This window comes from Serratia montpellierensis, assembly GCF_020858655.1.
Taxonomy (GTDB): Bacteria; Pseudomonadota; Gammaproteobacteria; order Enterobacterales; family Enterobacteriaceae; genus Serratia; species Serratia montpellierensis.
The window spans coordinates 277162-296114 of the sequence record NZ_VOSN01000021.1 but is presented as its reverse complement, the minus strand read 5'-3'; the positions used below and the strand labels follow the sequence as shown (position 1 = coordinate 296114).

The window sequence follows — 18953 nt, the reverse complement described above, 5'->3', positions numbered from 1 at the left end:
CTTCAAGGGCGCAGCGATGCGCCCTTGTCATTTACAGCGCTTCCACATCGATATGCAGCGCGTCGTAACGCCAATATTCCAGGTCGCAATCGATCACTCTGTCGTGCTGATCGCGATTCACCCGCGTAATGAACAGCGCCGGGCTGCCGTAGGTCACCTTCAGCATGACGGCGGCCTGCTGCGGCAGCAGGGTGGGCAGCATGTCGAAACGCACCCGCCCGTAGTGAATGCCGTAGCGCGCGGCGTACAGCGCGGTCAGCGACTGGGTCAGGTCTTCGTCCAGAATGCCGGGGAAATAGGCTGGATTGAGGTAGTGCTCGCAGTACAGCACCGCGCGTCCGTCGATGTAGCGCAGCCGGCGAATGCGATAGGCCTCGGCGCCGGAGGGCAGCGCCAGGCGGCCGGCCAGCGGTGCGTCAAGCGTGACTACCGCGCTGTCGATCGCTTCGGTATGGGCGGCGCGCCCCTGTTGCTGCGCCATGGCGTGAAAATGGCTGCGCTGCAGCGGGTTGTAGATAAGACGTGGAGGCGAGATGAACCAGCCGCGCCGCACCTGACGGTAGATGACGCCCTGCGCCTCCAGCTGGCCGAGCGCCTCCTGCAAGGTAATGCGGGTGGTGGCGAACTGTTCGCTCAGGGCGCGTTCGGAGGGCAGCTTGCCGCCTACGGCAAACTCGCCCGCGGTGATGCGGGCGTTCAGCGTTTGGCAGATGGTGGCGACGGTCGTCGGTGCTTCACTCATACAGCGGGTGTCCCGTTTCAGTGCGTTTGGCCTTCCTTAAGGTAGACCAGCGTCGCGTTTTCGCCGTTGCAATGGGTGATAAAACTGTCGCTTTTTTAAGCTGACATATAATTATCACATTCGTCCGTTAGATTGGTTTGGTCCTTGCTGGACTAGTCCAGCCATCCCCACACTACCACCTGGAGCATCAGTTATGAAACGTTTGTGCGCTTCTGTGTTAACCAGTGCCATCGTGTTATCCAGCCAGATGAGCTGGGCCGCGGATACCGATCTGGCGGCGCTGGAGCAGGCTGCTAAAAAAGAAGGCGAAGTCAACAGCGTCGGCATGCCGGATAGCTGGGCCAACTGGAAAGGCACCTGGCAAGATCTGTTGAGCAAATACGGCCTGAAGCATGTCGATACCGACATGAGCTCCGCACAGGAGATCGCCAAATTCGATGCGGAAAAGAACAACGCTACGGCGGACATCGGTGACGTCGGCGCGGCCTTCGGCCCGGTGGCGGTGCAGAAGGGTGTAACGCAGCCCTACAAACCCTCTACCTGGGATCAGGTGCCGGACTGGGCGAAAGACAAAGACGGCCACTGGGCGCTGGCTTACACCGGCACCATCGCCTTTATCATCAACAAACAGCAGGTGAAAGACATCCCGCACAGCTGGGCCGATCTGCTGAAGGGCAGCTATCAGGTCACCATCGGCGACGTTGGCACCGCATCGCAGGCGGCCAGCGGCGTGCTGGCGGCAACCTACGCCATGGGCGGCAACGAGAAAAACCTCAAGCCGGGCCTGGAATTCTTCGGCAAGCTGGCCAAGGCCGGCCGCCTGAGCCTGAGTAACCCGGTGATCGCATCGCTGGAGAAAGGGGAAGTGCAGGTTGGCGTGGTGTGGGATTTCAACGGGCTGAACTACCGCGACCAGATCGACAAAACCCGCTTTGAAGTGCTGATCCCGTCGGACGGCTCGATCACCTCCGGCTACACCACCATCATCAACAAATACGCCAAGCACCCGAACGCCGCCAAACTGGCGCGCGAATACATCTTCTCCGACGCCGGCCAGATCAACCTGGCGCGCGGCTATGCCCGCCCGATCCGCGCCGAACATCTGACGCTGCCGGACGACGTCAAGGCCAAGCTGCTGCCGGCCGAGCAGTACAAGAACGCGCACCCGATCGCCGATCCGGCGGCCTGGGAACAGAGCGCCAAAGCGCTGCCGCGCCTGTGGCAGGAAAACGTCATTATGTTTATGCAGCAGTGAGTTAACGCACCATGAAAACGATCCTCGTGCTGCTGGATGGTCTCAACTACCGGGTGGCGCATGACGCCATGGGGTATCTGCAGGCCGAATGTGCGGCGGGACGCGGGCGGTTGTACCTGCTGGAGAGCGAGTTGCCCTCGCTCTCCCGGCCGCTGTATGAATGCATCCTCACCGGCGTCACGCCGGTGGAGAGCGGCGTGGTGCACAACCACGTCTCGCGCCTTTCTCATCAACAAAGCGTGTTTCATTACGCGCGCGCCGCCGGGCTGACCACTGCCGCCGCCGCATATCATTGGTTCAGCGAATTGTATAACCGCACGCCGTTCGATGCCGCGCGCGACCGCCATACCGACGCCCCCGAGCTGCCTATCCAGCACGGGCATTTTTATTACGACGACGGCTATCCCGACAGCCATCTGTTCGACGACGCCGAAAGCCTGCGTCAGCGTCATCAACCGGACTTCCTGCTGATCCACCCGATGAACATCGACGACGCCGGGCACCGCTTTGGCCTCTCTTCGCCGCAGTACCGCAACGCGGCGCGCCGCGCCGACGGTTCGCTGTCGCGTTACCTGCCCGAGTGGCTGGCCGCCGGTTATCAGGTGCTGGTTACCGCCGACCACGGCATGAACGACGATCGCAGCCATGGCGGCGTGTTGCCGGAAGAGCGCCAGGTGCCGCTGTTCGTGTTCGGCGCGGGCTTCAGCCTGGACGACGCCGATCCGCAGCAAACCGAGCTGTGCGGCACGATCTGCGATCTGTTGCAGGCGCCGCACGACAAGCCGCGCTGCCGGGCGCTGCTGGTGCAGGATGCGCGATGAACAGCAAAACCAAATGGATCGCCGCGCTGTGCCTGCTGCCGTTTATCGTGCTGTTCGGCGCGTTTCAGATCGCCCCGCTGGTGTGGATCGCCGTTCACAGCTTTTTCAGCGAGAGCAGCGGTTGGGGATGGGGCAACTATGTCGATATCCTCACGTCGCCGTTCTACCTGCAGGCCTTTCAGTTCTCGCTGGAGATCTCGCTGTGGTCGAGCGTCTACGGCTTGCTGATTGCATTAGTGGGCAGTTACTCGCTGCGCCAGCTCGGCCAGACCCGATTTCATGACTTTGTGATGTCGTTCACCAACATGACCAGCAATTTCGCCGGGGTGCCGCTGGCGTTCGCCTTCGTCATTCTGTTGGGGCTGAACGGCTGCCTGACGCTGTTGCTGCGTAAATACGGTCTGATGGAGAGTTTCAATCTCTATTCGAAGAGCGGTCTGATCGTGTTGTATACCTACTTCCAGATCCCGCTGGGGGTGCTGTTGCTGTATCCGGCGTTCGATGCGCTGCGCGCCGACTGGCGCGAGTCGGCGGCGCTGCTCGGCGCCGGCCCCTGGCGCTACTGGCGGCATATCGGCCTGCCGGTGCTGGCGCCGGCGCTGATGGGTACCTTCGTCATCCTGCTGGCCAACGCGCTGGGCGCCTACGCCACGGTGTACGCGCTGACCACCGGCAATTTCAACGTGATCCCGATCCGCATCTCGGCGCTGGTGGCGGGGGACATCTCCCTCGATCCGAACCTGGCCAGCGCGCTGGCGATGCTGTTGGTGGTGATGATGGCGTTTATTACGGTGATCCACCAATGGATGCTGCGCAGGAGCTATCTCAATGCGCGCTCATAACCGAATGGAGAATGCGCATGTCGCGTGCTGAACGCCTCTATCACCGCACGGTGACCGGCCTGCTGCTGCTGATCCTGTTGCTGCCGCTGGCGGCGACGCTGATTTACGCACTGGCAACCCAATGGGGCGCCACCATTTTACCGGACGGTTTTACCCTGAAGTGGCTGACGGCGCTGTGGAGCGACCCGCGCTTTTTGCAGGCGCTGTGGCATTCGCTGCTGATCTGCTTCGGCACGCTGCTGCTGTCGGTGGTGGTGATCCTGCCGGCGATGTTTGTGATTGCTTACTACTTCCCCAAGCTGGACGCGGTGATGAACGTGCTGATTCTGCTGCCGTTCGCCGTGCCGCCGGTGGTGTCGGCGGTGGGGTTGATGCAGCTGTTCGCCGCCGATCCGCTGCCGCTGCTCGGCACTCCCTGGATTTTGGTGGGCTGCTATTTCACCATCGCGCTGCCGTTTATCTACCGCGCCATCAGCAACAACATGCAGGCGATCAACCTGCGCGATCTGATGGACGCCGCGCATCTGCTCGGCGCCAGTACCTGGCAGGCGGCGCTGTGGGTGGTGCTGCCGAACCTGCGCAAGGGCGGAACGATCGCCGTGCTGCTGTCATTCTCGTTCCTGATCGGTGAGTTCGTGTTCGCCAACCTGCTGGTGGGCAGCCAGTATGAAACGCTGCAGGTCTACCTGTTTAATATGCGCAACGGCAGCGGGCATTTCACCAGCGCGCTGGTCATCTCCTATTTCGCCGTGGTGCTGCTCGTCACCTGGCTGGCGAACCTGCTGAATAAAAACAAGGGTTAACCCGATGGCTTATCTCAACGTCACCCGCCTGAACAAACACTATGGTCAGACCCAGGTGTTTCAGGATATCGATTTCACCGCCGAAGAGGGGGAGTTCGTCACTCTGCTGGGGCCAAGCGGCTGCGGCAAATCGACGCTGCTGCGCTGCCTGGCCGGCCTGACCCCGGTCGACAGCGGGCACATTTTATTGCAGGGCCAGGATCTGGTACCGCTGGCGCCGCAAAAGCGCGGCATCGGCATGGTGTTCCAAAGCTATGCGCTGTTCCCCAATATGACGGTGGAAGGCAATGTGGCCTTCGGCCTGAAAATGCAGAAGCTGGCGGCCGGGCAGATCGGCCAGCGGGTGCAGGAGGTGCTGGCGCTGGTGGAGCTGAGCGATCTGGCGAAGCGCTATCCGCATCAGCTGTCGGGCGGCCAGTGTCAGCGCGTGGCGCTGGCGCGATCGCTGGTCACTCGCCCGCGTCTGCTGCTGCTCGACGAACCGCTGTCGGCGCTGGACGCGCGTATCCGCAAACACCTGCGCGAGCAGATCCGGCGCATTCAACGCGAGCTGAACCTGACGGCGATCTTCGTCACCCACGATCAGGAAGAGGCGCTGACCCTGTCGGATCGCATCGTGCTGATGAACAAGGGGCAGATCGTGCAGAGCGGCGACGCGGAAACCTTGTATACCCAGCCGGCGGACGCCTTCGCCGCCGGATTTATCGGCAACTATAACCTGTTGACCGCCGAACAGGCCGCCCAGCTGACCGGGCGCAGCTATGCCGGCAAGGTGGCGATCCGCCCAGAGTCCATCGGCCTGTTACCGGCCGGGCAGGGGATTTGCGGGGTGATCCTGGGCCACAGTTTGCTCGGGAATGTGGTACGCTATCGGATTCAGGTTTGCGGTGTAGAATTGCTGGTTGACGTGCTCAACCGTTCGGTGGCCGACCTGCGGCCCGACGGCGCGGAAATTGGACTACACTTGGAACCTGTTGTATTGCGGGAAGTTGCATGACTTCGCAGCGCGGCGCCGGGGCCTTTCCGCCGCCGCATTAACCCTTCTCTTCTGCGGTCTGCCGCCCGCCCGCTGTCCTGCCAGACCCACGCCCGGCAGGCGGGACCGCGCGCTGTACCCGTCATCCTTTGGCTCGCCTCTCTGCGTCGCGTGACAAGCATCGGGTATCAGCCTCCTTTGGCCGGGCGTTAATGGAGCGTATCTTCCGTGCTGACCCTTCTTCACCTGCTTTCCTCCGTGGCGCTGTTGGTGTGGGGCACCCACATCGTGCGCACCGGGATCATGCGGGTTTACGGCGCCAATCTGCGGCGCGTGTTGAGCGACAGCGTTGAGAAAAAACCGCTGGCGTTCGTTTCCGGCATCGGCGTGACCGCGCTGGTGCAAAGCAGCAACGCCACGGCGCTGCTGGTGACCTCTTTCGTCGCTCAGGGGCTGGTGGGGCTGGCGCCTGCGCTGGTGATCATGCTCGGCGCCGACGTCGGCACCGCGCTGATGGCGCGCGTGCTGACCTTCGATCTTTCCTGGCTGTCGCCGTTGCTGATCCTGGTCGGCGTCTTCCTGTTCCTCAGCCGCAAGCAGATGCGGATCGGCCAGATCGGACGCGTCCTGATCGGCCTTGGGCTGATCGTGCTGGCGCTGGAGCTGATCGTGGCCGCCGCTACGCCGATCACCCAGGCGGCCGGGGTCAAAGTGCTGTTCTCGTCGCTGACCGGCGACGTGATGCTGGACGCCCTGACCGGCGCGTTGTTTGCCATCGTCAGCTATTCCAGCCTGGCGGCGGTGCTGCTGACCGCCACCCTGACCGCGTCCGGCGTGATTTCGCTGAAGGTGGCGCTCTGCCTGGTGATCGGCGCCAACCTCGGCAGTGGCCTGCTGGCGATGATCAACGCCAGCGGGCAGAACGCCGCCGGGCGGCGCGTGGCGCTCGGCAGCCTGCTGTTCAAACTGGTGGGCTGCATCCTGGTATTGCCGTTCGTCGCCTATCTGGCGGATGTGATGGCTCAGTTGCCTGGCGGCAGCGAAGAACTGGTGATCTATTTCCATGTGTTCTACAACCTGATCCGTTGTCTGGTGATGATCCCGCTGGCCGGGCCGATGGCGACGCTGTGCGAGCGGTTGATTGTCGACGTGGCGGCCGACGATCCGCGCATGCGGCCGCGCCATCTGGACGCCAGCGCGCTGGACACGCCGACGCTGGCGTTGGCCAACGCGGCGCGCGAAACGTTGCGCATGGGCGACGTGGTGGAACACATGATGATCCTGCAGCGCGAAGTGCTGCACGGCAAGCAAGGGGTGGATAAAGAGGTGCGGCGTCTGGACGATGACGTCGACGTGTTGTACACCGCCATCAAGCTCTATCTGGCGCAGATCCAGAAGGAAGATCTGGGCGAGGAGGACTCGCGCCGCTGGGCGGAGATCATCGAAATGGCGCTCAATCTGGAACAGGCGGGCGACATCATCGAACGCATGGCCGGCGACGTGGGCGCCAAGTCGCACGCCGCGCGCCGGGCCTTCTCGACGGAAGGGCTGGCGGAGCTGGACGGGCTGCACGAACGGCTGATCGGCAACCTGCGCCTGGGGCTGTCGGTGTTCCTGTCCGGCGACGTCACCAGCGCCAAACGCCTGCGCCGTTCCAAGCACCGCTTCCGCATTCTGGATCGCCGCTACGCGCACGCGCACGTCGATCGTTTGCATCAGCAAAACGTGCAGAGCATCGAGACCAGTTCGTTGCATTTGGGATTGTTGGGGGACATGAAGCGCCTGAACTCGCTGTTCTGCGCCGTGGCCTACAACGTGTTGGATCAGGATGCCAAGGACGACGATCGCGACTGGGAAGACACCCCGAGTACGATGTAAAAAAAATGCCCCCGGTTTTAACCGGGGGCATTGCGTAAGGGAGGCGCGTTATTTGCCGCTGAACACGCCGGCTTTGGCATCCGCCTGTTTCGTTGAGGCATGGCCGCTGACGAACGGCACGTTGCCGTCAACGCCCTGTTTCGCCGCACCGGCGGCCAAGCCGCCTACCGTGGCCGCTGCATCGACGCGGCCGCCGCCCTGATAGCGTTGGCCGCTGACGTCCTGCTGGCTGACCTTGCTGCCGCCCAGCTCCACCTTGCCCTGCTGGCTGCGGATCTCGCCGCCGGTGAGTTGGGTTTGGCCGCCGACCTGCAGCGCCACGCCGTGCTTACCGGCAATCGCCGATTGCTCGCCGACCGCGTTGTTGTTCACCACGTCGGCATTGACCTTGAGCTGCCCCTGGCGGCCCGCCGGCCCGGTGATGCTGTCTTTCACCGCGCCGCCGACGGTGCGTGCACCGCGATCCCACAGTGGCCCTTGCGGTTTTTCGCCGGCCGGCGTTGCCGGCAGCGTGACTTTGCCGTCGGCTTTGCTGAAGCTGACCGCGCCGGTGGTGTCCTGCTGCGGATCGAGGCGACGCGCCACGCTGTTGTACTTGTCGGTGGTGGCGTCGGCCACTTTGTTCACCCCGGCGTCCAGTTTCTCTTTCACTTTACCGGCGTAGCGCGGTGTGCCGACCTTCGACAGCTTGGAGGTGATGCTGCTGCCCGGATCGTTGCTGTGACTCAGACCGGCATCTACATCGACCTTCACCGCGTTCTCAACGTCTTTGCGGCTTTCAACGTGCAGATTGCCGCCCACCTTGCCTTGTACGCTGTCGGCATCGATGCGCGCGCCGGCGAGACGGGTGTCTTTGCCGCTGTCGAGCGCCACCTCGCCCGCGGTGATGCCAGTGTTGGCGTGGGTGGTTTTATCCTGCTGTTCCACGCCGACCTTCAGACCGGCGCCCAGCGTATGGGTGTCTTTGCCGGTGTTCGGATCGACCTTGCCGCCGGCGTCCTTGTTGAACGTTTGGCCGCCTTTGGCGTTGGCTTTGATGCCCAGGCTCCAGTTGTCCTTGTGCTGCTCGTTCTTGGCGGACTCCAGCAGGATGCCGCCGTTTTTCGCCTCGAGCGCGGCGCTGCCGCCGCTGACCTTGGCGCCCTGCAGATGCAGCGCGTCATCGCCTTTGCCGTTGGCGGACAGGGTGACTTTGCCGTCTGAGGCGATAGTGGCGCCCTGGCGCTCGGTCGCGGACTCATTCACCTTGGCGATGTCGAAGGCGCCGCCGACGGAGAGGTTGCCGCCGGTTTTTTCCTTGCTGTCGCTGCTGCCGGCACCCAGATCGATATTGCCGGACAGTTGGCTCTCCTTACGCGTTTGGGTCGATTCCGCCGCCTGCAGCGCGACCTTATTGCCCGCGCTCAGAGTGACGTCGCCCTGGCTCTTGACGTCGGTGCCCTGCAGCGTCAGATCGCGGCCCGCCTTCAGCTCAACGCCCTGTTGGCCGTTGACGTTGCTGACCTGTGCGGTGCTGCTGCTGCTTTCGCCGTTGTTGGTGCCGCCGCCGAAGCCGGCGCCGAAGTTTTTACTGTCGGCGGTGAAGCCGCCCTTCGCCGAGGCTTTGACGTTAAAGCCGCTGTGGTTCTCACTCTGTTTGTCGCTGGCCTGATCAAAGCGGATATCGCCGCCGGCGTCGACGGTGGTTTTACCGCTGCCGCCGTTTAGCGCGGTACCCTGATAGACCGCGTCTTTTTTCACGTTGACGTTGATGCCGTTGGCCGCGTCGATCGAGCCGGTCACCGCCTGGCTGGCGCTGCTGTTGCTGCGCTGGGTGCCGCCTTCGCCCTTGGCGTCCACGGTCAGATCGCTGCCGGTGGAGGTGTAGACGCGTACGCCGGCGCTGCCGCGGGTATCGCGGTTCTGCTCTTCCTGTCGGTTTGTCGCAGCTTCGCTGCGGTGGCTGTCCGCCGTCAGCGTGACCGCGCCTTTGCTCGCCTGATATTGCGTGCCCTGATCGCGCACTTCGCCTTTGGCGTTGATGTCGATGCTGCCGGCTTTCACCGAGCTGACGACCGCCTGCGAGCTGCTGCTGCGTTTTTCGCTGCTGCCGCCCTGTGCGCCGATATCCAGGCCGACGTTAGGCGCGCCGATGCCGCCGATGTCGTTGATGACGCCGGTGGCGTCCAGCTTGGCCGCCTTACCGACCGCGCGCTCGACCGGACGGGTCACTGCGCTGTAATCGACGTTGGCGCCGATGTTCACGCCGACGTCGGTTTTGATGGTGGTGCTGCTGGCGGTGTCGGCAGCGGCCAAATGATCGACGCCGGCGGCGTTCTCTTGGTAGGCGCCGCCGACGCTGTGCTGCGCGCCTTGCTGGGTCAGCTTGTCACGGGCGTTGACAGTCAGGTTGCCTTTGACGTCGCTGCCGGAGGTGACCGCCTTGCTGCTCTGCGCCTGCGTTTTGCTGTTCTCGTAGCCGGCCTCCACGCCGCTGCCGAGCTTGTCGATGCCGCCGGTATAGTAGAAACCGCCGCCGATCTTGGTCTGCTCGGTGTTCGAGGTGGTTTTGTCGTCGGCCGCCAGGAACGAGACCTTGTTGCCGCTGACGCTGGCGTCGCCTTTGTCGGCGACCAGTTTGGAGCCGCTGAAGGTCACGTCCTTATCCGCCTCGAGCTTCACGCTGCCGCCGCTGAGGGTAGCGCCGCGGTTCTCGGTGCGGGTGGTTTGCTCGCTGTCGCGGGTGTGCTCAATGCGCAAACCGGCACGGTATTGCTTGTCGCCGGCCTCTTTGGCATAGCCGTTGACGGTAAGCGCGGTCTTCTGCTCATCGATGTGTTGCTGCTGTTCGGCGGCCTTGACGTTGATGTTGCCGGTCTGCGACGTCACGCTCAGCTCGCCGCCGCTGGCAACCTGGCTGCCGATGACGTCGGTATCCTTACGGCTGACCAGCTTCAGGTTGGTGTCGGACTTCAGCTCGCTGGCGGTGCTGCTCTGATAGCTGTTGTCGGCCTTGTGTGAGCTGCTGGTGATGTTGAACACGGTGCCGGTGCGCGCGTCGATTTTGTCCACGGTGGTGCTCAGTGCGTTGTCGATGCGCAGGCCGCCCTGCGTGGCGGTGACCTGGCCGCCTTCCTTGCCGCGCGCCTTGCTGCCGGTGATGGTAACGCCCTGCTGGCCGTTCAGGCGCAGCGTGCCGTCGCTGGTCAGTTCGGAAGCGTGGCTGACCTCGCGGCGATTGCTGTTGTTTTTGTTGTCGCCGCCGCCGATGCCGCCCCAGGAGGTTTTGTCATCGCGCACCGCTTTGGCGTTGGCGGTTTTCTGCACCCCGACCTGGATTTGGTTATCTGCGTCGATCGTCAGATCGCGCTGGGCGTGGACCTTGGCGCCCTGGGTAGAGACATTGCGGCCGGCTTTCAACGTCAGTTCGCCCTGGCTACGCAGTTCGCTGGCCTTCAGGCTTTCGCTTTCGTCGCTGCTGCTCCAGCTACCGGTGCGCAGGCTGGAAGTGTGATTGCGCTGGTAGCCGCGTTCGGTGGACTTATCCTTCTCCACCAGCCCGGCGAGGTGCACATCGCGCGCCGCTTTGACGCTCAGCGCCCGATCGGCGCTGACGTTGGCGCCCAGCAGTTTCACATCTTCCTGGGTGCTGATGAGTTTGGCGTTGCCGCTGGCGGCGACGGTGCTGCCCGCCTGTTGTTGTTGCTCATGCTCGCGGGTGACGTCGTATTGCCAGGAATAGAACCAGCGGTCGTCGGTGTGACCCTGAGTCTGCTTCAACTGCTGACCGTCGAGCGTCAGCTTGCCGCCCTGGAGGGTGATGTCTTCGCCGCGAATATCGGTGGCGGTGAGGTGCGCGTGGTTATCCGCCACCAGACTGATGTTTTTGCCTTTCAGCTCGGTGCGGGTCAGCTTCTGGCTGCTGCTGCGATCGTTGACATAGATGCCGCCACGGTAGTTCTGGTAGTTGTCGCCGCCGTTGCGGTTGCTGCTGGCATCCTAACGGCGGCTTTCGCTGCGAATATCGTAGGCCTTCACCTTGAGCTCATCGCCGGCGGCCAGCGTGCCGGCCAGCTTAACGCCGCTGCCCTGCGCGGTGTTGATGATGTTGATGCGCCCGGCCTGCATGCTGCCGAGGTAGTAGCTGTCCAGCGCGGTCGTCGGTTGTTCGCTGGCCAGCACCTTGCCGTCGCGCGCCACGCGGTTAAGGCCGCTGATGGCGTTGATCGCCGCCGGCGTCACGCTGCCGTTGCGGTGGGTAAAGTCTTGTACGATCACGTCACCACGGCTGTCGATCTTCGGTGCGATCAGATCCAGCACGCCGCTGGCGTTCAGTGTGCCGCTGAGGCTCAGGGTATTGCGGTTGCCCAGGGTGCTGTAGCCCTGCAGCAGGCCGTTCTCCACCAGCGGGTTGCCGACCACCAGCGAGGAGCGGCTGGTGTTGATGAACCCGCAGCCCTGGCAGCTGATGCCGTTCGGGTTGGCGAGCACGTAGTCGGCCGCCATGCCGAAGATCTCTTGCTGGCCGTGCAGCAGAGAAGGGTTACGGCCGATCACTTCGTTGAGGATCACGTTGGCTTCACGTCCGCCCAGATTGGGGTTGGCGCCCAGCTGGCCCGCCAGCTGCGACAGTCCCGCCTCGCGGGAGTTGTTCAGCACCGCGCCGGGCTGGTTGACGTTGAAGTCCTGATATTGGTTGTGCGACAGCCCGTTACCGTTCGGCGCGACGATGTCGACCACCTGGGCACCGGTCGCGGCGGTGGAAACGCCGGGGCCGTTGGCGCCATTGGCTGCCACAATCTCTCCGGCGTAGGCGCCGGCGGAAGCGGCGAGAATTATCGCCAGCGCGGCGGCCAGTTTGCCCGCTGCTGAAAGCCTGAAGTTATTATTTTTCATCCATGTATCTCCGTATATTGCCGTGGGGTCCTGCAAAACTGCTGATTAAAAGGTGTAAGAAAAGCGCGCCAGTACCTGAACGGGATCCTCGGGTGTGGCGTGGTCCGACAAAATCCAGCCGCGGCTGACCTCCAGATCGACCAACGCCTGCCGGTAGCGTAACGTGGCGCCGCTGCTCAGCCCGGCGCTGCTGCGCCAGCCCGAGTTGTCCTGGCGCGGCAGAATGCGGCCGACGTCGGCGCCGAGGCGCGGCGTCAGCGTGGTGGCGCCCAGATTGAAGCTGCGCGACAGCGTGTTCTGCAGATACCAGCCATTGTCGCCGGACTGGGTGCTGCGGCTAAAGCCGCGTACGGCGCTGCGATCGGTAAGGCTCAGCCATTCCACGCCGGGCAGCGGGTCGCGGCTGTACTGGCCATAGAACAGGTTATTGAGCTGATAGGTCGCATCGCCCAGGTGAAGGCGCTGGCTGAGGTTGGCGAACAGCTTGCCCTTGGTGAACTGGCTGTCGAGGTGCACCGAGCTCGGGTGGCGATCGGCGCCCACCCACGGCAGACCCTGTTCGACGCTGAGGTTGGCGCTGAACACCCCGTTGGGCAGAATCTGCAGGTGGCTGGCGCTCAGCTCGGCCAGGGTCAGCGTGGGGCTGCTGACCTCGAGGCGCACGCTTTCGAAGTAGTTGTCGATGCGCTTGTAGGTCAACTGGCCGCTCAGGCTGTCTATCTGATCGTGATCGCGATAAAACACATAGTCGCTGCGCAGCCCGTACTGTTGGGTCTGGCCGTGCAGTTTGACCACGTTGTGCGGCAGCTGCTGGTGGTTCTCATAGGAAGAGAAGCTGGCGAACCCGCTGAAGGTGAACGCGCCGTACGGCAGCGAATAGAGCAGGGTATAGGCGCGATTATAGCGGTGGGCCGGGTTTTCCAGCGTGCTGTTGGCGTTCAGGCTGACGAAGTCCGACAGGCCGAACGGGCTGTCCAGCGTGGCGGTGGCGCGCGCCAGCCACTGGCCGGTGCTTTTTTGGCCGTAATTATCCGTGCCGGTGGTAATTAGCCAGGGCTTGGCATGCTGATTGCGCAAACGAATGACCGAACCGCCAACCTGGCGACCGGGCAGTATATCCAGCTTGGTGGTATTCGATTGCAAACGGTTGGCCTGATCCAATCCTTGGTCGAGTTCGGTTAATTTCAACGGCTTGCCTTCCAGCCCCGGAAATAATAAACGGCTGTTGACCCAGCGATCGCCGCCTTCTATTTTCTCGATAAATCCTTCGGTGACGCTTAACCCCAATTCTCCCTGTGAATTAGGGCGAACAATTTGCACGCGCGCGGTGATATAGCCTTTTTGTACATACAGGCGCGTTAATTCACGGGTCAGGCGATTGATATCGTTGCTGCTGATGCACTGTTCCGGCAGCGCGCTCAGGGCGGATAAATCGCCCGGCGAGAGCAGGGTAACGCCCTGCAGATAAACGCCGGCGATCGGCAGGCACTGCGCGGACTGCGGCAGGGCGGGCGCGGCCGGTTCCGGCTCCGCCAGCAAGCGTTGCTGCTTCAGCTGCTGGTAGCGGCGTTGCTCAATCAACTGGTTGACTTCACGCGTGCTGTCTTGCAGCGCGCGGCGCGACTCCCCCATCGACATATCCCGCATCATGTGGGAATCCGGCAGGGTTTCGGCGGAAAGGGCCGTGCTGACCAACAGCGTCAAGGCGGTGATTTTTTTTATCATTGTAATCCATTATGAGAGGCCGCCGGGGCAGCCAGCCCAATCCATGAGGTTAACCACGGGCGGCCGACGGCCGGCCCGAAATAATGAGCGACATGCACATTGCGAGGTATCTTGATTTGCCGCAGCAAATAAGACGGTGGGTATATATCTAAATAATAATTAGGCTGCTTCTTTTGTGGCGGGCAACCCTGGTGACTTAATTAATTAAAAAAAGTAGAACGTCTCTTTCTCTTGCCAACATTATCGGCATGGATAGGAAGAATCTGAATTTTTATTTTTCACGGATGATAGGGGATGAGAGGAATTATGACAATCCGACCAGTGGGAAATACGAAATTTCGCAGGGAAGAACGGGACGCAATTGTTTGCGTCCCGACAGGCGGTTTATTTTTTCTTGATGGGACGACCGGACCAATAACCCGCCAGCAGCGAACCGGAGAGGTTGTGCCAGACCGAGAACAGCGCACCCGGCAGGGCGGCCAGCGGCGAGAAGTAGATTTTACCCAGCGTGGCGGCCAGCCCGGAGTTCTGCATGCCGACTTCGATCGCCAGCGTGCGGCAGGTGGATTCGTCAAAGCCGAACAGCTTGCCGCCCCAGTAGCCGCTGAGCAAACCGATGCCGTTGTGCAGGATCACCGCGACGATCACCACCAAACCGACCGAGGCGATGTGGCTTTGGCTGCCCGCGACCACTGCGCTGATGATCGCCAGGATACACACCATCGACAGCGCCGGCAGCAGCGGCTCAATGCGTTTCACCGCCTTGGTCAGAGTGTGGTGGACGATCAGGCCAAGGCCGATCGGGATCACCACGATCTGCAGAATGCTCAGCAGCATGCCCATGATATCGACGCTGATCTTGGCATCGACATACAGGCGGGTCAGCAGCGGCGTAGCGAACACCCCCACCAGCGTCGAGACCGCCGAGATGGTCACCGACAGCGCCACGTCACCCTTGGCCAGGTAGATCATCACGTTGGACGCGGTGCCGCTGGCTACGCTGCCCACCAGCACCATGCCGGCGGACAGATCCGGCGGCATGCGGAACAGCATCGCCAGGATCCAGGCCGCCAGCGGCATGATCAGATAGTGCAGGAAGATGCCGGCCGCCACCGGGCCGGGGCGCGCCAGCACGCGTTTGAAGTCGTCCAGCCGCAGCGTGACGCCCATGGCGAACATGATCAGCATCAGCAGCGGGCTGACGTAGGGGCCGATGCCGGTAAAGGTGGTCGGCGTGTAATAGGCGGTGACGGACAGCAGTATCGCCCACAGGGGGAATAAGCGCGTGAAGAGTGCCAACATGCAGGTTTTCCTTAGCCAGAGTGAGAACGGTGGGTGTGGTTGTGTTTTTTGCGGGTTCAACATGCTGAACCCCTGCCGGTTTTAAACAGATTTTTTAGATGCAGGGGCGCAGCGTGCTGCGCCCGCAATCAGGATGACTTATTCGAACAGGTTGTGGTGCAGGGTACGCACTACCTGCTCGGCTTCTTCGCCCGGCACCAGGAAGCACAGGTTATAGCTGCTGGCACCGTAGCAGATCAGGCGGATATTGAACGGATCGAGCACGCCGAACACCTCTTTGCCCAGGCCGCAGGCGCGCGACAGCTGGTTGCCGATGATCGCCACCAGCGCCAGGTCTTCTTCCACTTCCACCCGGCACAGCGACGACAGCTCGGTCAGCAGCGAGGTGGTCAGCAGGCTGCCGCCGACGGAGGTGGCACCGGTGGTGTCCATAGTCAGCGCAATGCTGACCTCCGAGGTGGTGATCAGATCGACGGAGATGTTGTGGCGCGCCAGAATATTGAACACCTCGGCCAGGAAACCGCGCGCGTGCAGCATGTTCAGGCTGTGCAGCGTCAACAGCGTTTGCTTGCGGCGCAGCGCCAGCGCGCGGAACAGCGGCGGGTTTTCGGTGGTGTTGCATACCAGCGTGCCGCCGGCCGCCGGATCCTTGCTGGAGCCGACGAATACCGGAATGTCGCTGCGCACCGCCGGCAGCAGGGTGGCGGGGTGCAGGACTTTGGCGCCGAAGGTGGCCATTTCCGCTGCCTCTTCGAAACCGATTTTGTCGATGCGCTTGGCCGCCGGCACCACGCGCGGATCGGTGGTGTAAATGCCTGGCACGTCGGTCCAGATATCCACCCGGCCAACGCCGAGCGCCTCGCCGAGCAGCGCGGCGGTATAGTCGCTCCCACCGCGGCCGAGCGTGGTAGTGCGGCCTTTCGGCTCGCTGCCGATAAAGCCTTGGGTGACCACCAGCGCTTCCTGCAGGCGCGGCTGCAACTGCGCCCGGGCCAGTTCGCTGAGCGCGGCGCTGTCCGGCACGGCGCGGCCAAAGTGATCGTCGGTGCGCATCACTTTACGCACGTCGAACCATTCGGCCTGCACGTTGCGGGCGCGCAGGATCTCCACGAACAGCAGGGTGGACATCAGCTCCCCATGGCTGACCAGCTCGTCGGTCAACGCCGTCGAGGTGGCCAGCGACGCGGCCTCTGACAGCATGGCGATGTTTTCCAGCAGCCGGTCTATCTCGTCGCGGATCACCGCAGGCGCCGTGAGGCGATCGAGGATGGCGTACTGGATGCGACGAATTTCATCAAGCTGGTAGCTGCGCTTGTCGGCCTCGCAACCTTCGGCCAGGGCGACCAGCAGGTTGGTGACGCCCGCCGAGGCGGACAACACCACCAGGCGGACCTGCGGGTTGGCCAGCACGACGTCGGCGCTGCGGTTCATGGCTTCAAAGTCGGCGACGCTGGTGCCGCCGAACTTGGCTACCACGGTGGAATTCTGGGGTACTGCTTGGTTCATGTAGAAACCTCGTGTCAGGGATGCCCGTTTGGGGGCACTGTAATTCCATAGCCTTGGCACAAGGGGAGAGCGGTAAACAGGGGGCAGGCGTAGAGGTCAGGCTACGATACACCCAGAAGCGCCCCACCTTGTCGATCGCCCTGTGGGCGATCCCCTGGTGACAACCCAGGGGATTCAGCCCCTGTAGTCGATACGATAATGGCCGGCCATTATCGTACCTCGGCGTCGCTCCCCCTCGGGTGCCGTCAACGGAGAAACGGCTCCTCTGACACTCTACCTGGGCGACGCGCCTCTTCTGGCTTGCGCACCGGGTGCGCAAGTAGGCTGTTAGGAATAGCCGGTTATCGCCATTCTGTCAACGTACAGACGGTGAGGGATTTTCATCTTGTACCAGCGCGATAAGCGTACAGGGCATCGCGGGCGTGGAACCGGCGCCAATCGGTTGCAGAGAACCGTCTTCCTTTTGGCTGAATAGCGGGATAACGCCCTGATGTTTCTCCAAATACTCCAGCCAACCGAAATTTTCGTTCAATTTGGTCGCTTTGATGGTGGCCCCCCTGGCAAGCAGGCTGCTCAGGCGGCCGTAGGTGGCTTCCTGATTAAATAAAATTTCATGCCGGCGGAAACGCGAACTTTCCGCGCTGGCGCCGCGCCCTTTCAACGGCGCTCCCGAGCGGATGGCAAACACGTGATCCTCGCCGAAGAGATGGCCGAAGTGGTAGACCGCCAGCGCGTTCTGGTGGCGGTTGGGCGACAGCGCCAACACCTGAGCGATATTGCTCAGGTCGAGGTAGTTCTCGGCGTGTTCGGAATAGGCATGGCCATAGTAGGCCGGAATGCCGTCCATGCGCGCCTGACGGTAGTATTCCCAGCTGCTGTCAGTGCTGATCGTCGGCACGTTCAGCTTGATCAGCGCCTGCGCCAGCATGCGCGCCACGCTGTTGGCGCCGACGATCAGCACGCCGCGCGGTTTCTGCTGCTGCACCCGCAGCCAGCGGGCCATCATACCGCTGGTCAGGCTTTGCAGCACCACGGTGCCGATGATGATGGCGAACACCACGGTGACCAGCCGGTCGGCGCCCTGATAGCCGCTGCGCTGCAGCGTCAGCGCGAACAGCGAGCTGACCGCCGCGGCGACGATGCCGCGCGGGGCGATCCAGCACAGTAGCAGCCGATCGCGCCAGTGCAGGGAAGAGCGCCAGGTCGACACCGCGATGCACAGCGGCCGGGCGATGAACTGCACCGCCAGCAGCAGCAGGAGCAGCGGCCAGCCCATGTTCCACAGTGCCTGGATGTCGAGCCGCGCCGCCAGAATGATGAACAGCGCCGAGATCAGGATCGCCGACAGCTCCTCTTTGAACGCCAGAATATCGCTGGTATCGACGTCGCGCATGTTGGCCAGCCAGATGCCCATCACCGTGACGGTCAGCAGGCCGGATTCGTCGGCGATGGCGTTGGAAACGCCGAAGGCGGCCAGCATGATCGCCAGCACCGCCAGGTTCTGCAGGTAGCGCGGCAGCCAGACGCGGCGCAGCGCCAGGCCGAGCAGGTAGCCGAACAGCGCGCCGGCGATCAGGCCGACGGCGGCGGTCACGCCCAGCGTCCAAAACAGATGGGTATAGGACTCCGCATTCTGTTTCAGCACGATGAATTCGAACACCAGCAGGGTGAAGATGGCGCCGACCGGATCGATGACGATCCCTTCCCAACGCAGCACCTGGTTAATGTTGGCGTTCGGCCGCACCACGCGCATCAGCGGGGCGATCACCGTCGGTCCGGTCACCACCGTCACCGCGCCGATCAGCGCCGCCAGCTCCGGCGGGAAATCCAGCAGCCACCAGCTGGCGAGGCTGATGACCAAAAAGGTGACCAGCATGCCGACGGTGACCAGATTGCGCACCACGCCGCCGAGGCCGCGTATCTCCTCGAAACGCAGCGTCAGCGCCCCCTCGAACAGGATGATCGCCACCGACAGCGACACCAGCGGAAACAGCAGATCGCCGAACAGCAGATCCGGCTGCACCAGATGCACCGTCGGGCCGAGCACGATGCCGAACAGCAACAGCGGCAAAATGGCCGGCAGGCGCAGCAGCCAGGCCAGCCACTGCGCCAGCAGCGACGCCAGGCCGATAAGCACCAACATGAGCGGGGCGGATAATTCCATAAGCGAGATCCCTTTCAAATGACGAAATGAGCGACGATGACACAGCCTGATGACAATTCGGCAA

The 18953-nt window shown here is 62.7% G+C and carries 11 protein-coding genes, 1 pseudogene and 1 riboswitch; of the genes and pseudogenes, 6 read left to right on the top strand and 6 right to left on the bottom strand.

Going from position 1 to position 18953, the window contains the following annotated elements; all coding sequences use genetic code 11:
• Positions 1-31: 31 nt before the first annotated feature.
• Complete coding sequence (locus FUU19_RS21985; RefSeq protein ID WP_202670577.1) at positions 32-742, bottom strand: UTRA domain-containing protein; 711 nt, start codon at positions 740-742, stop codon at positions 32-34.
• 193 nt (positions 743-935) lie between these two features.
• Between FUU19_RS21985 and FUU19_RS21980 the strand changes: the two genes are divergently transcribed.
• The 6 genes from FUU19_RS21980 to FUU19_RS21955 all read left to right on the top strand — a co-directional run bounded on the left by FUU19_RS21980 (position 936) and on the right by FUU19_RS21955 (position 7317).
• Positions 936-1997: an ABC transporter substrate-binding protein gene (locus FUU19_RS21980; RefSeq protein ID WP_004936660.1), complete on the top strand. Its 1062-nt coding sequence runs from the start codon at positions 936-938 to the stop codon at positions 1995-1997.
• 11 nt (positions 1998-2008) lie between these two features.
• Positions 2009-2818 (top strand): alkaline phosphatase family protein, encoded by an 810-nt coding sequence (locus FUU19_RS21975; RefSeq protein ID WP_193550289.1) that lies wholly within the window; start codon positions 2009-2011, stop codon positions 2816-2818.
• Positions 2815-3660, top strand: a complete 846-nt coding sequence (locus FUU19_RS21970) for an ABC transporter permease (protein WP_016930298.1) — start codon at positions 2815-2817, stop codon at positions 3658-3660. Before FUU19_RS21975 ends, FUU19_RS21970 begins: the two co-directional genes overlap by 4 nt.
• 17 nt (positions 3661-3677) lie before the next feature.
• On the top strand, positions 3678-4463 hold the full coding sequence (locus FUU19_RS21965; protein WP_025304475.1) for an ABC transporter permease: 786 nt from the start codon (positions 3678-3680) through the stop codon (positions 4461-4463).
• A 4-nt stretch (positions 4464-4467) separates the two neighbouring features.
• On the top strand, positions 4468-5460 hold the full coding sequence (locus FUU19_RS21960) for an ABC transporter ATP-binding protein (protein ID WP_230489701.1): 993 nt from the start codon (positions 4468-4470) through the stop codon (positions 5458-5460).
• Positions 5461-5667: 207 nt separating this feature from the next.
• Positions 5668-7317, top strand: a complete 1650-nt coding sequence (locus tag FUU19_RS21955) for a Na/Pi cotransporter family protein (protein ID WP_230489700.1) — start codon at positions 5668-5670, stop codon at positions 7315-7317.
• 48 nt (positions 7318-7365) lie between these two features.
• Here FUU19_RS21955 and FUU19_RS21950 read toward each other — a convergent pair.
• The 5 genes and pseudogenes from FUU19_RS21950 to FUU19_RS21930 form a co-directional block, all read right to left on the bottom strand.
• Positions 7366-12192: pseudogene (locus tag FUU19_RS21950) on the bottom strand (hemagglutinin repeat-containing protein).
• Between the two features lie 45 nt (positions 12193-12237).
• Positions 12238-13917: a ShlB/FhaC/HecB family hemolysin secretion/activation protein gene (locus tag FUU19_RS21945; RefSeq protein WP_230489698.1), complete on the bottom strand. Its 1680-nt coding sequence runs from the start codon at positions 13915-13917 to the stop codon at positions 12238-12240.
• A 384-nt stretch (positions 13918-14301) separates the two neighbouring features.
• Positions 14302-15219 (bottom strand): ketopantoate/pantoate/pantothenate transporter PanS, encoded by a 918-nt coding sequence (panS, locus tag FUU19_RS21940; protein ID WP_197834575.1) that lies wholly within the window; start codon positions 15217-15219, stop codon positions 14302-14304.
• Between the two features lie 138 nt (positions 15220-15357).
• Entirely contained in the window at positions 15358-16725 is a 1368-nt protein-coding gene (gene lysC, locus FUU19_RS21935; protein ID WP_230489697.1) for a lysine-sensitive aspartokinase 3, read from the bottom strand.
• A 108-nt stretch (positions 16726-16833) separates the two neighbouring features.
• Positions 16834-17028: riboswitch (Lysine riboswitch) on the bottom strand.
• 52 nt (positions 17029-17080) lie between these two features.
• On the bottom strand, positions 17081-18889 hold the full coding sequence (locus tag FUU19_RS21930) for a cation:proton antiporter (protein WP_230507363.1): 1809 nt from the start codon (positions 18887-18889) through the stop codon (positions 17081-17083).
• Positions 18890-18953: the final 64 nt, after the last annotated feature.